This is a genomic window from Endozoicomonas sp. ALD040, from assembly GCF_049275945.1.
Lineage (GTDB): Bacteria > Pseudomonadota > Gammaproteobacteria > Pseudomonadales > Endozoicomonadaceae > Endozoicomonas_A.
Genome location: NZ_CP184829.1, coordinates 2,147,219 through 2,162,397, shown reverse-complemented (window position 1 = coordinate 2,162,397; position 15,179 = coordinate 2,147,219). Strand labels below are relative to the sequence as shown.

The 15,179-nt window shown below is 47.1% G+C and carries 11 protein-coding genes; 4 read left to right on the top strand and 7 right to left on the bottom strand.

Annotation, left to right across the window (positions count from 1 at the left end; all coding sequences use genetic code 11):
• Positions 1-48: 48 nt before the first annotated feature.
• Complete coding sequence (locus tag ACOJUN_RS07205) at positions 49-1,839, bottom strand: F-box/WD repeat-containing protein (RefSeq protein WP_422135983.1); 1,791 nt, start codon at positions 1,837-1,839, stop codon at positions 49-51.
• Between the two features lie 62 nt (positions 1,840-1,901).
• On the opposite strand from ACOJUN_RS07205, the gene ACOJUN_RS07200 reads away from it, so the two are divergent.
• The gene (locus tag ACOJUN_RS07200; protein ID WP_422135982.1) at positions 1,902-2,180 is read left to right on the top strand and encodes a hypothetical protein; all 279 of its coding nucleotides are present in this window, start codon (positions 1,902-1,904) and stop codon (positions 2,178-2,180) included.
• A gap of 169 nt (positions 2,181-2,349) precedes the next feature.
• On the opposite strand, the gene ACOJUN_RS07195 is transcribed toward ACOJUN_RS07200, so the two are convergent.
• A complete protein-coding gene (locus ACOJUN_RS07195; protein ID WP_422135981.1) occupies positions 2,350-4,137 on the bottom strand; it encodes an F-box-like domain-containing protein in 1,788 nt (595 codons plus the stop codon).
• 214 nt (positions 4,138-4,351) lie between these two features.
• On the opposite strand from ACOJUN_RS07195, the gene ACOJUN_RS07190 reads away from it, so the two are divergent.
• Complete coding sequence (locus ACOJUN_RS07190; RefSeq protein WP_422135980.1) at positions 4,352-4,666, top strand: hypothetical protein; 315 nt, start codon at positions 4,352-4,354, stop codon at positions 4,664-4,666.
• Between the two features lie 83 nt (positions 4,667-4,749).
• Here the strand turns inward: ACOJUN_RS07190 and ACOJUN_RS07185 are convergent, their stop codons facing one another.
• The gene (locus ACOJUN_RS07185; RefSeq protein WP_422135979.1) at positions 4,750-6,540 is read right to left on the bottom strand and encodes an F-box/WD repeat-containing protein; all 1,791 of its coding nucleotides are present in this window, start codon (positions 6,538-6,540) and stop codon (positions 4,750-4,752) included.
• 201 nt (positions 6,541-6,741) lie between these two features.
• Positions 6,742-8,520, bottom strand: a complete 1,779-nt coding sequence (locus tag ACOJUN_RS07180; protein WP_422135978.1) for an F-box/WD repeat-containing protein — start codon at positions 8,518-8,520, stop codon at positions 6,742-6,744.
• A gap of 201 nt (positions 8,521-8,721) precedes the next feature.
• Between ACOJUN_RS07180 and ACOJUN_RS07175 the strand changes: the two genes are divergently transcribed.
• Positions 8,722-8,901, top strand: a complete 180-nt coding sequence (locus ACOJUN_RS07175) for a hypothetical protein (RefSeq protein WP_422135977.1) — start codon at positions 8,722-8,724, stop codon at positions 8,899-8,901.
• 129 nt (positions 8,902-9,030) lie between these two features.
• On the opposite strand, the gene ACOJUN_RS07170 is transcribed toward ACOJUN_RS07175, so the two are convergent.
• Complete coding sequence (locus ACOJUN_RS07170; protein WP_422135976.1) at positions 9,031-10,818, bottom strand: F-box protein; 1,788 nt, start codon at positions 10,816-10,818, stop codon at positions 9,031-9,033.
• Between the two features lie 129 nt (positions 10,819-10,947).
• On the opposite strand from ACOJUN_RS07170, the gene ACOJUN_RS07165 reads away from it, so the two are divergent.
• The gene (locus ACOJUN_RS07165; protein WP_422135975.1) at positions 10,948-11,199 is read left to right on the top strand and encodes a hypothetical protein; all 252 of its coding nucleotides are present in this window, start codon (positions 10,948-10,950) and stop codon (positions 11,197-11,199) included.
• A 140-nt stretch (positions 11,200-11,339) separates the two neighbouring features.
• Here the strand turns inward: ACOJUN_RS07165 and ACOJUN_RS07160 are convergent, their stop codons facing one another.
• Together ACOJUN_RS07160 and ACOJUN_RS07155 are read right to left on the bottom strand one after the other, a co-directional pair.
• Positions 11,340-13,142: an F-box/WD repeat-containing protein gene (locus ACOJUN_RS07160; protein ID WP_422135974.1), complete on the bottom strand. Its 1,803-nt coding sequence runs from the start codon at positions 13,140-13,142 to the stop codon at positions 11,340-11,342.
• Between the two features lie 245 nt (positions 13,143-13,387).
• Positions 13,388-15,178 (bottom strand): F-box protein, encoded by a 1,791-nt coding sequence (locus ACOJUN_RS07155; RefSeq protein WP_422135973.1) that lies wholly within the window; start codon positions 15,176-15,178, stop codon positions 13,388-13,390.
• Position 15,179 lies beyond the last annotated feature (1 nt).

The following is a 15,179-nucleotide window of genomic DNA, read 5'->3' as shown; positions in this document are numbered from 1 at the left end:
AACGCTGTTTGCTAATCGGTTCAGAGTAAAAATACGTTCATCCGATCATCAATCGTTCTTCCATAGTTCGGTGATTCTCATCTTGTGATCTTCACTGGTGGTCACCAGATGTCGGCCATCGACGCCGAAGGTGGCTGAGATGACGGCTTTATCGTGTACAACGGTGGTTTTTTTTACCCATAATCCATCCTTCCCCAGACCATAAATTTGCGCGGTGTTATCGTCACAGGCGCTCACCACAAGGCAACCATCGGCACTGAAGGTGGCTGATCGGACCCTGTTTTTGTGGGCTATGGTGGCTTTTTTTACCCAGGATCCACCGGCCTCAAGTCCATAGATTTTCGCTGTTTTATCATAACTGGCAGTCACTAAATGGCGGCCATCGGCACTGAACCTGGCTGATATGATATCCCCATTGTGTTTAATGGTTGCTTTTTTTACCCATGATCCAGGGGTCTCCTGACCATAGACTTGCGCAGTATTATCATAACTTCCGGTCACCAGATGGCGACTATCGGCGCTGAACTTGACAGAGTAGAAATTATTATCATGAGAAATCGTGGTTATTTCTTTCCATGATCCATCGTCCTGCAGGTCACATATTTTTGTTTCATTATCGAAACTGACGGTTGCAAGATGGCGACAATCGTCGCTGAAGAAGTGTGAGTGGACAAAATGATTATGGTTAATGGTGGCTTTGACTTCCCATGACCCAATGGCCTCCTGACTGCAGATTTTCATAGTGTTATGTCCAACGCGTATCAACGCATGACGGCCATCGGGGCTGAGGCTGGCCCAATTGACACCACTCGGATCAGTAATGGTGGCTTTTGCCTGCAATGATCCATCGTCCTCCTGACCGTAGATTGTCGCAACGTCTGATATATTGATAACCAACAGACGACAGCCATCGGCGCTGAAGCTGGCCAATCTGATCGGAGTATCACAGTGAATAATGTATTTTGCTTCCCATGATCCATCGGTCTTCTGGCCATAGACTTTCAGCGTATCATCCAAACTGGCGGTCAACGCATAGCGACCACCATCACTGAATGCGGCTGAAAGGATCATACGATTATGGGGAATGGTGGCTTTTGCTCCCCATGATCCATCCTCCTTCGTACCATAGATTTCCGCCCTGAAACGACTGATGACCAACACATGGCGGTTATCGGTGCTGAAAAAGGCTTCATAGACCCAACTATTCCTGGGAATGGAGGCTTTTACTTTCCATGATCCATCGGTCTCCTGACTACAGATCTTCACTGTGTTATCCACACTGGCGGTCACTAAGTTACGGCCATCGGCGCTTAAGGTGACGACTGAGATCTTGCTGGGATGAGTAATTTCGTTTTTTGCCTCTAAGTTAAATGTTTCACATTGAGACATCAGTTTACTGTTATTGAAAAGGAGCAGAGCAGGAAAATAAGTACTCAGTCGTTGTTTTACGAGTGACTCGACAGTGTCTTTATTCGCAAACGGCTTCAACCAATCACGGAGTTGCTGCTCATCTTTTGTGGTAACGATGGTCTTTAGTTGATATTGGTGTGGTGAAGGAAACCGGCGATACCATGCTCTTTCCATAGATTTATCATTTTTAACAAGATCACGAAGATATTTGCATACCTTTGCTAAACGGGTAATCTCCCGAAAACCCACATAGCGAATAATCATGGCTTTTGATTCGTCGGGCAAAGAGAAGAATGAAGACTGATTTTGGTTATACACACTAACGTCCCTGCTTGCGCTGACACCCGTTGGCGCTAGCTCGAGTCGAGACTGCTCAGTTGTTGGCGAGAGTAAACCGTCATTGCTGGAACTTTGGTTCAAAGGGATCAAGAGCAGCTCCTCCAGAGCTTTAGAGTTAATATTTATCCCCGCATAGAAAAAGGATATTTAAAATGAATAAGTCTGGTTCCCATGCTTTCAGGTCCTGTGGGTCTCAGCGTGGGAACGAGTTGACTACCGTCATTCCCGGCTTCATTTTCGTCATTCCCGGCTTCATTCTCGTCATTCCCGGCTTCATTCTCGTCATTCCCGCGAAGGCGGGAATCCACACTGACTCTCCACCAGAACCCTACTGCCCAGTGTCCCCCTGGCCTTGTCATCCCCGAGAAGGCAGAGATCCACCATTGGCGCTGGATTCCCGCCTTCGCGGGAATGACGACTTCAGAGCGTGAGAACGAGCTGTTGAAGTTTTGCGATGAAGTTTTGCGACACCCTCAGAGCGTGGGAACGAGTTGTTAAATTGATTCGATCTGTTTGACTCGGTTTTGTCATGGAAGTTCAATCTATTGATATAACGCTGTTTGCTAATCGGTTCAGAGTAAAAATACGTTCATCCGATCATCAATCGTTCTTCGATAGCTCAGTGATTCTCACCTTGTGATCTTCACTGGCAGTCACCAGGTGTCGGCCATCGACGCAGAAGGTGGCTGAGATGACGGCTTTATCGTGTACAACGGTGGTTTTTTTTACCCATAATCCATCCTTCCCCAGACCATAAATTTGCGCGGTGTTATCGTCACAGGCGGTCACCACAAGGCAACCATCGGCACTGAAGGTGGCTGATCGGACCCTATCTTTGTGGGCTATGGTGGCTTTTTTTACCCAGGATCCACCGGCCTCAAGTCCATAGATTTTCGCTGTTTTATCAAAACTGGCGGTCACTAAATGGCGGCCATCGGCACTGAACCCGGCTGACGTGATATGATCATTGTGTTCAATGGTGGCTTTTTTTGCCCATGATCCGGGGTTCTCCTGACTATAGACTTGCGCCGTATTATCATCTCTTCCGGTCACCAGATGACGACCATCGGCGCTGAACTTGACAGAGTAGAAAAAAATATCATGAGAAATCGTGGTTATTTCTTTCCATGATCCATCGTCCAGCAGGTCACATATTTTCGTTGTATTATCGGAACTGACGGTTGCAAGATGGCGGCAATCGTCGCTGAAGATGTGTGAGTGGACAAAATGATTATGGTTAATGGTGGCTTTGACTTCCCATGACCCAATGGCCTCCTGACCGCAGATTTTCAAAGTTTCATGTCCAATGCGGATCAGCGCATAACGGCCATCAGAGCTGAGGCAGGCCCAATTGACACCACCCGGATCAGTAATGGTGGCTTTTGCTTGCAATGATCCATCGACCTCCAGACCATAGATTGTCGCAACGTCAGATGTATTGACAACCAGCAGATGACAGCCATTGGCGCTGAAACTGGCCAATCTGATCGGAGTATCACAGTTAATAATTTGTTTTGCTTCCCATGATCCATCGGTCTTCTGGCCATAGACTTTCAGCGTATCGGAACTGGCGGTCAACGCGTGGTGACCATCAGCACTGAAGGTGGCTGAGAAGACCAAAAAATTATCGGTAATGGTGGCTTTTGCTTCCCATGATCCATCCTCCTTCATACCATAGATTTCCACCCTGAAACGACTGATGACCAACACGTGGCGGTTATCGGTGCTGAAAAAGGCTTCATAGACCCAACTATTTCTGGGAATGGAGGCTTTTACTTTCCATGATCCATCGGTCTCCTGACTACAGATCTTCACTGTGTTATCCACACTGGCGGTCACTAAGTTACGGCCATCGGCGCTTAAGGAGACGACTGAGATCTTGCTGGGATGAGTAATTTCGTTTTTTGCCTCTAAGTTAAATGTTTCACATTGAGACATCAGTTTACTGTTATTGAAAAGGAGCAGAGCAGGAAAAGAAGTACTCTTTTGTTGTTTTACGAGTGATTCGACAGTGTCCTTATTCGCAAACGGTTTCAACCAGTCACAGAGTTGTTGCTCATTTTTTGCGGTAGCGATGTTCTCCAGTTGATATTGGTGTGGTGAAGGAAACCGGCGATACCAGGCTCTTTCCAGAGCGTTATGGTTTTCAACAAGATCGCGAAGGTATCTGCATACCTTTGCTAAACGGGTAATCTCCCGAAAACCCAGATAGCGAATAATCATGGTTTTTGATTCGTCGGGCAAAGAGAAGAATGAAGATTGATTTTGGTTATATGCAGTAACATCGCTGCCTGCAAGGGTGCCCGTTGGCGCTTGCTCGAGTCCAGGCTGTTTGGGTGTTGGTGAGAGTGAACCGTCATTGCTGGAATTATTGTTCAAAGGGGTCATGTGCAGCTCCTCCAGAGCTTCAGAGTCAATATTTATCCGCGCGTAGAAAAGGACATTCGAAATGGATAACTCTGGTTTCCATGCTTTCAGGCCCAGTGGGTCCCCGTGCGGAAATCCATACCTATCTCACGCTGTAGAGTCCGCTTTTCAGGGAAGGTATGCATTCCCACGCAGAGCGAGGGTGTCGCAAAACTCTCTCCGGCGTGGGAACGCGTTGACTCCCGTCATTGCCGGCTTCATTCTCGTCATTCCCGGCTTCATTCTCGTCATTCCCGGCTTCATTCTCGTCATTCCCGGCTTCATTCTCGTCATTCCCGCGAAGGCGGGAATCCACACTGACTCTCCACCAGAACCCTACTGCCCGGTGTCCCCCGGCCTTGTCATCCCCGAGAAGGCAGAGATCCACCGTTGGCGCTGGATTCCCGCCTTCGCGGGAATGACGAATTCAGAGCGTGAGAACGAGCTGTTGAAGTTTTGCGACACCCTCAGAGCGTGGGAACGAGTTGTTAAATTGATTCGATCTGTTTGACTCGGTTTTGTCATGGAAGTTCAATCTATTGATATAACGCTGTTTGCTAATCGGTTCAGAGTAAAAATACGTTCATCCGATCATCAATCGTTCTTCAATAGTTCAGTGATTCTCACCTTGTGATCTTTGCTGGCGGTCACCAGGTGTCGGCCATCGACGCAGAAGGTGGCTGAGATGACGGCTTTATCGTGTACAACGGTGGTTTTTTTTATCCATAATCCATCCTTCCCCAGACCATAAATTTGCGCGGTGTTATCCTCACTGGCGGTCACCACAAGGCAACCATCGGCGCTGAAAGTGGCGGATCGGACCTTATCTTTGTGGACTATGGTGGCTTTTTTTACCCAGGATCCATCGGCCTCATGGCCATAGATTTCCGCTGTTTTATCATAACTGGTGGTCACCAAATGGCGGCCATCGGCGCTGAACCCGGCTGACGTGATATGATCATTGTGTTCAATGGTGGCTTTTTTTGCCCATGATCCGGGGTTCTCCTGACTATAGACTTGCGCCGTTTTATCATCACCGATGGTCACCAGATGACGACCATCGGCGCTGAACTTGACAGAGTGGACAAAACGATCGTGATAAATCGTGGTTATTTCTTTCCATGATCCATCGTCCTGCAGGTCACATATTTTCGCTGTATTATCGAAACTGGCGGTTGCAAGATGGCGGCAATCGTCGCTGAAGGAGTGTGAGTGAACAAAATTATTATGGTTAATGGTGGCTTTGACTTCCCATGACCCAGTGGCTTCCTGACTGCAGATTTTCAAAGTTTCATGTCCAATGCGGATCAGCGCATAACGGCCATCAGAGCTGAGGCAGGCCCAATTGACACCATCCGGATCAGTAATGGTGGCTTTTGCTTGCAATGATCCATCGACCTCCAGATCATAGATTGTCGCAACGTCAGATGCATTGACAACCAACAGATGACGACCATCGGCGGTGAAGTTGGCCAACCTGATCGGAGTATCACAGTTAATAATGTATTTTGCTTCCCATGATCCATCGGTATTCTGGCCATAGATTTTCAGCGTATTATCCATACTGGCGGTCAACGCATGGCGACCATCAGCACTGAGTGCGGCTGAGAAGACCCAACCATTATGGGAAATGGTGGCTTTTGCTTCCCATGATCCATCCTCCCTCATACCATAGATCACCGCCTTGCGACGACTGATGACCAACAGATGGCGGCTATCGACGCTGAAAACGGCTTCTTTGATCCAACCATTACCGGAAGTGGAGGCTTTTACTTTCCATGATCCATCGCTCTCCTGGCTACAGATCTTCACTGTATTATCCAAACTGGCGGTCACCAGGTGGCAGCCATCGGCGCTTAAAGTGACTGCTAAGATTTTGCTGTGATGGGTAACTTCGTTTTTTGCCTCTAAGTTAAATGTTTCACATTGAGACATCAGTTTACTGTTGTTAAAAAGGAGCAGAGCAGGAAAACAAGTACTCTTTTGCTGTTTTACGAGTGACTCGATAGTGTCTTTATTCGCAAACGGCTTCAACCAGTCACGGAGTTGTTGCTCATCTTTTGTAGTAGCTATGGTCTTTAGGAGATGTTGGTGTGGGGAAGGAAACCGGCGATACCATTCTCTTTCCAGAGTTTTATGGTTTTCTAAAAGGTCGCAAAGATATTTGCATACCTTTGCTAAACGGGTAATCTCCCGGAAACCCAGATAGTGAATAATCCTGGTTTTTATTTCATCGGGCAAACGGAAGAATGAAGATTGATTTTGGTTATATGCAGTAACATCCCTGCCTGCAACGATGCCCGTTGGCGCTTGCTCGAGTCGCAACTGCACAGGTGTTGGTAAGAGTGAACCGTCATCGCCGGAATTATTGTTCAAAGGGGTCATGTGCAGCTCCTTAAGAGTCAATATTTATCGTCACATTGAAAATCAATAACTCTGGTTCCCATGCTTTCAGGCCCTGTGGGTCCCAGCGTGGGAATGAGTGATTCGATCTGTTTGACTCTGTTTTGTCATGAAAGTTCAAACTATTGATACAACAACACTGTTTGCTAATCGGTTCTGAGCAAAAATACGTTCATTCGTTCATCAATCGTTCTTCCATAGTTCAGTGATTCTCACCTTGTAATCTTCACTGGTGGTCACCAGGTGTCGGCCATCGGCGCAGAAGGTGACCGAGATGACTGCTCTGTCGTGTACAAGGGTGGCTTTTTTCACCCATGATCCATCCTTCCCAAGGCCATAAATTTGCGCCGTGTTATCCTTACTGGCGGTCACCACAAGGCAACCATCGGCACTGAAGGTGGCTGATCGGACCCAATCTTTGTGGACTATGGTGGCTTTTTTTACCCAGGATCCACCGGCTTCACGGCCATAGATTTTCGCTGTTTTATCATAACTGGCGGTCACCAAATGGCGGCTATCGGCGCTGAACCCGGTTGAGATGATCCTCTCATCGTGTTTAATGGTGGCTTCTTCTACCCATGATCCAGGGGTCTCCTGACCATAGATTTTCACAGTAATATCATCACTTCCGGTCATAAGACGGCGAGAATCAGCGCTGAACTTGAGAGAGTAGAAAAAATGATTATGAGAAACCGTGGTTATTTCTTTCCATGATCCATCATCCTGCAGGTCAAATATTTTCGCTGTATTATTGGAACTGGCGGTTGCAAGATGGCGGCAATCGTCGCTGAAGGAGTATGAGTTGGCAAAATTATTATGGTTAATGGTGGTTTTTACTTTCCATGACCCGGCCTCCCGACCGTAGATTTTCAAAGTGTTAGGTCTAAAGCGGATCAACGCATGGCGGCCATCGGAGCTGAGGCAAGCCCAATTGACACCACCCGGATCAGCAATGGTGGCTTTTGCTTCCAATGATCCATCGTTCTCCAGACCATAGAATGTCGCAACATCAGATGTATTGACAACCAACAGATGTCGGCCATCGGCGCTGAAACTGGCCAATCTGGTCGAAGCATCACAGTTAACAATGTATTTTGCTTCCCATGATCCATCGATCTTCTGGCCATAGATTTTCAGCGTATTATCCAAACTGGCGATCACCACATGACGACCATCAGCACTGGTGATGGCTGAGATGATCCAGGGATTATGGGAAATGTTGGCTTTTGCTTCCCATGATCCATCCTCATTCATACCATAGATTCTTGCCCTGAGACGACTGACGACCAACACATGGCGGTTATCGGTACTGAAAATGGCTTTTTGGACCCAACCATTATCGGGAGTGGAGGCTTTTACTTTCCATGATCCATCGGTCTCCTGACTACAGATCTTCACTATACCATCCAAACAGACGGTCACTAAGTGGCGGCTATCGGCGCTTAAGGTGGCTATCAAGATATGGTAAGGATGGGTAATTTCGGTCTTTGTCACTAAGTTAAATGTTTCACATTGAGACATCAGTTTACTGTTGTTGAAAAGCAGCAGAGCAGGAAAATAAGTACTCTGTTGTTTTTTTACGAGTGACTCGACAGTGTCCTTATTCGCAAACGGCTTCAACCAATCACGGAGTTGTTGCTCATCTTTTGTCGTAGCGATGGTCTTTAATTGATACAGGTGTGGTGAAGGAAACCTTTGATACCAGGCTCTTTCCAGAGCTTTATGGTTTTCAACAAGATCGCGAAAATATTTGCATACCTTTACTAAACGGGTAATGTCCCGAAAACCCAGATAGCGAATAATCATGGTTTTTGATTCGTCGGGCAAACAAAAGAATGCAGATTGATTTTGGTTATATGCAGTAACATCCCTGCCTGCAACCATGCCAGTTGGCGCCTGCTCGAGTCGAGGCTGCTCAGGTGTTGAACCGTCATTACCGGAATTATTGTTCAAAGGGGTCATGAGCAGCTCCTTCAGAGCTTCAGAGTCAGTATTTATCCTCACATAGAAAAGGACATACAAAATCGATAACTCTGGTTCCCATGCCGTGGGAACCCATACCTATCTCACGCTGTAGAGCCTGCTTTTCAGGTGTGGTATGCATTCCCACAGAGCGTGGGTGTCGCAAAACCTCTGGCTCCCATGCTCCAGCGTGGGAACGGATTGACTTCCGTCATTCCCGGCTTCGTTCTTGTCATTCCCGCGAAAGCGGGAATCCACACTGACTCACCACCAGAACCATACTGCCCGGTGCCCCCCTGGCCTTGTCATCCCCGAGAAGGCAGAGACCCACTGTTGGCGCTGGATTCCCGCCTTCGCGGGAATGACGACTTCAGAGCGTGAGAACGAGCTGTTGAAGTTTTGCGACACCCACAGAGCGTGGGAACGAGTGATTCGATCAGTTTGACTCGCTTTTGTCATGGAAGTTCAAACTATTGAGTGTTTGCTAATCGGTTCTGAGCAAAAAGACGTTCATTCGTAGATCAATCGCTCTTCTAGTTCAGTGATTCTTACCTTGTAATCTTCACTGGTGGTCACCACATGTCGGCCATCGACGCAGAAGATGGCTGATATGAGGGCTTTATCGTGTACAACGGTGGCTTTTTTTACCCATGATCCATCCTTGCTTAGACCATAAATTTGCGCGCTGTTATCCTCACTGGCGGTCACCACAAGGCAACCATCGGTACTGAAGGTGGCGGATCGGACCTTATCTTTGTGGGTTATGGTGGCTTTTTTTACCCAGGAACCACCGGCCTCATGGCCATAGATTTTCGCTGTTTCATCATGACTGGCGGTCACCAAATGGTGGCCATCGGCGCTGAACCCGGCTGAGGTGATAGCCCCATTGTGTTCAATGATGGCTTTTTTTACCCATGATCCAGGGGTTTCCTGACTATAGACTTGCGCCGTTTTATCATCACTTCTGGTCACCAGATGGCAACCATCGGTGCTGAACTTGACAGAGTGGACATAACTATCATGAGAAATCGTGGTTATTTCTTTCCATGATCCATCGTCCTGCAGGTCACATATTTTTGCTGTATTATCGAAACTGGCGGTTGCAAGATGGCGGCAATCTTCGCTGAAAGTGGTTGACCTGATTACATCATTATGGGTAATGATCGCTTTTACTTCCCATGACCCAGTGGCCTGCTGACCGTAGATTTTCAAAGTCTCATAATCAACGCGGATCAACAAATGACAGCCATCGGAGCTGAGGCGGGCCCGACTGACACTATTCGTATCAGTAATGCTGGCTTTTGCTTCCAATGATCCATCGTCCTGCAGACCATAGATAGTCGCAACATCAGATGAATTGACAACCAATAGACGACGGCCATGGGTGCTGAAGCTGGCAAACCTGATCGGATTATCAAAGTTAATAATGTATTTTGCTTCCCATGATCCATCATTCTTCTGGCCATAGGTTTTCAGCGTATTATCGAAACTGGCGGTGAATACATGGCGACCATCAGCACTGAATGCGGCTGAGATGACCCAACGATTATGGGAAATGGTGGCTTTTGCTTCCCATGATCCATCCTCATTCATACCGTAGATTCTTGCCCTGAGACGACTGACGACCAACGCATGGCGATTATCGGTGCTGAAAATGGCTTTTTTGACCTCATTATTGGGAGTTGAGGCTTTTACTTTCCACGATCCATCGGTCTCCTGGCTACAGATCTTCAATGTGTCATCCAAACTGGCGGTCACTAAGTGGCGGCAATCGGCGCTTAAGGTGGTTATAGAGATTTTGTCAGGATGGGTCATTTCGGTTTTTGTCTTTAAGTTAAATGTTTCACTTTGAGACATCAGTTTACTGTTGTTGAAAAAGAGCAGAGCTGGAAAATAAGTACTCTTTTGTTGTTTTACGAGTGACTCGACCGTGTCTTTATTCGCAAATGGCTTCAACCAGCCACGGAGTTGTTGCTCATCTTTTGCAGTAGCGATGGTCTTCAGTTGATATTGGTGTGGTGAAGGGAACCGTCGATACCAGGCTCTTTCCAGAGCTTTATGGTTTTCAACAAGATCGCGAAGATATTTGCATACCTTTGCTAAACGGGTAATCTCCCGAAAACCCAGATAGCGAATAATCATGGTTTTTGATTCGTCGGGCAAAGAAAAGAATGCAGATTGATTTTGGTTATATGCAGTAACATCCCTGCCTGCAATGATGCCCGTTGGTGCTTGCTCGAGTCGAGGCTGCTTAGGTGTTGAACCGTCATTACTGGAATTATTGTTCAAAGGGGTCATGAGCAGCTCCTCCAGAGCTTCAGAGTCAATATTTATCCGCGCGTAGAAAAAGACATTCAAAATCGATAACTCTGGTTCCCATGCCGTGGGAACCCATACCTATCTCACGCTGTAGAGTCTGCTTTTCAGGTGTGGTATGCATTCCCACAGAGCGTGGGTGTCGCAAAACCTCTGGCTCCCATGCTCCAGCGTGGGAACGGGTTGACTTCCGTCATTCCCGGCTTCATTCTCGTCATTCCCGCGAAAGCGGGAATCCACACTGACTCACCACCAGAACCATACTGCCCGGTGCCCCCCTGGCCTTGTCATCCCCGAGAAGGCAGAGACCCACTGTTGGCGCTGGATTCCCGCCTTCGCGGGAATGACGACTTCAGAGCGTGAGAACGAGCTGTTGAAGTTTTGCGACACCCACAGAGCGTGGGAACGAGTGATTCGATCAGTTTGACTCGCTTTTGTCATGGAAGTTCAAACTATTGAGTGTTTGCTAATCGGTTCAGAGCAAAAATACATTCATTCGATCATCAATCGTTCTTCCATAGTTCAGTGATTCTCACCGTGTAATCTTCACTGGCAGTCACCAGGTGTCGGCCATCGACGCAGAAGGTGGCTGAGATGAGGGCTTTATCGTGTATAACGGTGGCTTTTTTTACCCATGATCCATCTTTGCTCAGACCATAAATTTGCGCGGTGTTATCCTTGCTGGCGGTCACCACAAGGCAACCATCGGCACTGAAGGTGGCGGATAGGACCTCATCTTCGTGGGTTATGGTGGCTTTTTTTACCCAGGTTCCATCGGCCTTACGGCCACAGATTTTCGCCGTTTTATCATGACTGGCGGTCACTAAATGGCGGCCATCGGCGCTGAACATGGCTGCGGTGATATACCCATTGTGTTTAATGGTGACTTCTTCTAGCCATGATCCAGGGGCCTCCTGACTACAGATTTTCGCCTTGTTATCATAACTTTTGGTCACCAGATGGCAGCCATCGACGCTGAACTCGACAGAGAGGACAAGGCTGTGATGAGAAATCCTGGTTATTTCTTTCCATGATCCATCGTCCTGCAGGTCACATATTATTGCTGTATTATCGCAACTGCCGGTTGCAAGATGGCGGCAATCTTTGCTAAAAGAGATTAAGCTGAGACCACTATTATGGGTAATGGTGGCTTTTTCTTCCCATGACCCGGCCTCCTGACTATAGATTTTTAAAGTCATCCATCCATCGCAGAACAACGCATGACGGCCATTGGAGCTGAGGAAGGCCCAGCTGTCACTACCCTCATCAGGAAGGGTGGCTTCTACTTCCCATGATCCATCCTCCTCCTGACCATAGATTGTCGCAACGCCAGATGTGTTGACAACCAACAGATGACGGCCATCGTCGCTGAAGCTGGCCAAACTGTTCGGAGTATCACAGTTAATAATGTATTTTACTTCCCATGATCTATCGTTATTCTGGCCGTAGATTTTCAGCGTATTATCCACAATATCCACATTATTCAAACCGGCGGTCAACACATGGCGACTATCAGCACTGAAGGTGGCTGAGAAGGTCGTACGATTATTGGGAATGGTGTCTTTTGCTTCCCATGATCCATCCTCGTTCATACTATAGATTTCCGCCGTGAAACGACTGACGACCAGCACATGTCGGTTATCGGCGCTGAAAAAAGCTTCATTGACCCATCCATTCCTGGGAATGGAGGCTTTTACTTTCCATGATCCATCGGTCTCCTGGCTACAGATCTTCAATGTATCATTTGAACAGGCGGTCACCAGGTGGCGGCTATCGGCGCTTAAGGTGGCTTTTAAGATTCTGTCAGGATGGGCAATTTCGATTTTTGTCTTTAAGTCAAATGTTTCACATTGAGACATCAGCTTACTGTTGTTGAAAAGGAGCAGAGCAGGAAAGTAAGTACTCTCATGTTTTTGTACGAGTGACTCGACAGTGTCCATATTCGCAAACGGCTTCAACCAGTCACGGAGTTGTTGCTCACCTTTTGTGGTAGCTATGGTCTTTAGTAGATATTGGTGTGGTGAAGGAAACCGTTGATACCAGGCTCTTTCCAGAGTCTCATTGTTTTCAACAAGATCGCGAAGGTGTTTGCAAACCCTGGTTAAACAGGTAATCTCCCGAAAACCCAAATAGCGGATAATCAAGTCTTTTGTTTCATTGGGCAAACAGAATAATGCAGATTGCTTTTGGTTATACAAAGTAACGTCCCTGCCTGCACTGACACCTGTTGGTGCTTCTTCTCGCCGAAGTTGCCTGATTGGCAAGAGTGAACCGTCATCGCTGGAATTGTTGTTCAAAGGGTTCATGAGCAGCTCCTCCCTGAGCTTCAGAGTCAATATTTGTCCCCGCACAGAAACATAGAATAAGGACATTCAAAATGGATTCGATCTACAATAGAGTCGATTTTGTCATGAAAGTTCAAACTATTGAGGTCAGTGGCATTAAGAAAAAGAAGAGCCCTGATCCGGGAAAAGGATAGAAAGGCATTTTTTTATTGAGAGCCCAGTGCAAAAATTGCCAAGGGTCTTTTGATCATACCTTCATTCGATCATCAATCGTTCTTCAATAGTTCTGTGATTCTCACCTTGTAATCTTCACTGATGGTCACCACATGTCGGCCATCGGCGCAGAGGTCGGCTGAAATGACTCTGTCATTGTGTTGAATGGTGGTTTTTTTTACCCAGGATCCATCCTCACTCAGACCATAAATTTGCGCTGTGTGATCCTTACTGGCGGTCACCACAAGGCAACCATCGGCACTGAAGGTGGCTGATCGGACCCAGCCTTTGTGGACAATGGTAGTTTTTTTTACCCAGGCTCCATCGGCCTCACGGCCATAGATTTTTGCCGTTTTATCATGACTGGCGGTCACCAAATAGCGGCCATCGGCACTGAACTCAGCTGTGATGATCCTCCCATTGTGTCTAATGGTGGTTTCTTCTACCCATGATCCGGGGGTCTCCTGACCACAGACTTTCGCCGTATTATCCTCACTTCTGGTCACCAGATGGCGACCATCGGCGCTGAACTTGACTGAGAAGACAAAACGATCATGAGAAAACCTGGTTATTTCTTTCCATGATCCATCATCCTGCAGGTCAAGTATTTTCACTGTATTATCTAAACTGGTGGTTGCAAGATGACGGCAATCGTCGCTGAAGGAGTGTGAGTTGGCAAAATTGTTATGGTTAGTGGTGGCTTTTACTTCCCATGAACCAATGGCCTCCTGACCGTAGATTTTCAAGGTGTTTGGTATAACGCGGATTAGCGCATGACGGCCATCGGAGCTGAGGCAGGCCCAATCGACACCACCCGGATCAGTAATGGTGGCTGTTACTTGCCATGATCCATGGTCCTGCTGACCATAGATTGTCGCAACGTCAGATGTATTGACAACCAACAGATGACGGCCATCGGCGCTGAAGCTGGCCGACCTGATCGAAGCATCACAGTTAATAATAGATTTTGCTTCCCATGATCCATCGTTATTCTGGCCATAGATTTTCAGCGTATTATTGCAACTGGCGATCAACACATGGCGACCATCAGCACTGCAGGTGGCTGAAATGATCGAACTATTATCGGTAATGGTGGCTTTGACTTCACATGATCCATCCTCGTTCATACCATAGATTTCCGCCCCTAAACGATTGACGACCAACAGATGGCGGCTATCGGTGCTGAAAATGGCTTCTTTGAACCAACTATTATCGCGAATGGAGGCTTTTACTTTCCACGATCCATCGCCCTCCTGGCTACAGATATTCACTGTATTATCCAAACTGGCGGTCACTATGTGGCGGCCATCGGCGCTTAAGGTGACTGCAAAGATATGATCAGGATGGGTAATTTCGGTTTTTGTCTTTAAGTTAAATGTTTCACATTGAGACATCAGTTTACTGTTGTTGAAAAAGAGCAGGGCAGGAAAATAAATACTCTTTTGTTGTTTTACGAGTGACTCGACAGTGTCTTTATCCGTAAACGGTTTCAACCAATCACGGAGTTGTTGCTCATCTTTTGCAGTAGCGATGGTATTCAGTTGATATTGGTGTGGTGAAGGAAAGCGTCGATACCAGGCTCTTTCCAGAACTTTATGGTTTACAACAAGATCGCGAAGATATCTGCATACCTTTGTTAAACGGGTAATCTCCCGAAAACCCAGATAGCGAATAATCATGGTTTTTGATTCGTCGGGCAAACAGAAGAATAAAGATTGATTTTGGTCATATGCAGTAACATCCCTGCCTGCAACGATCCCCGTTGGCATTGGCTCGAGTCGAGGCTGCTTAGGCGTTGGTGAGAGTGAACCGTCATTACTGGAATTATTGTTCAAAGGGTTCATG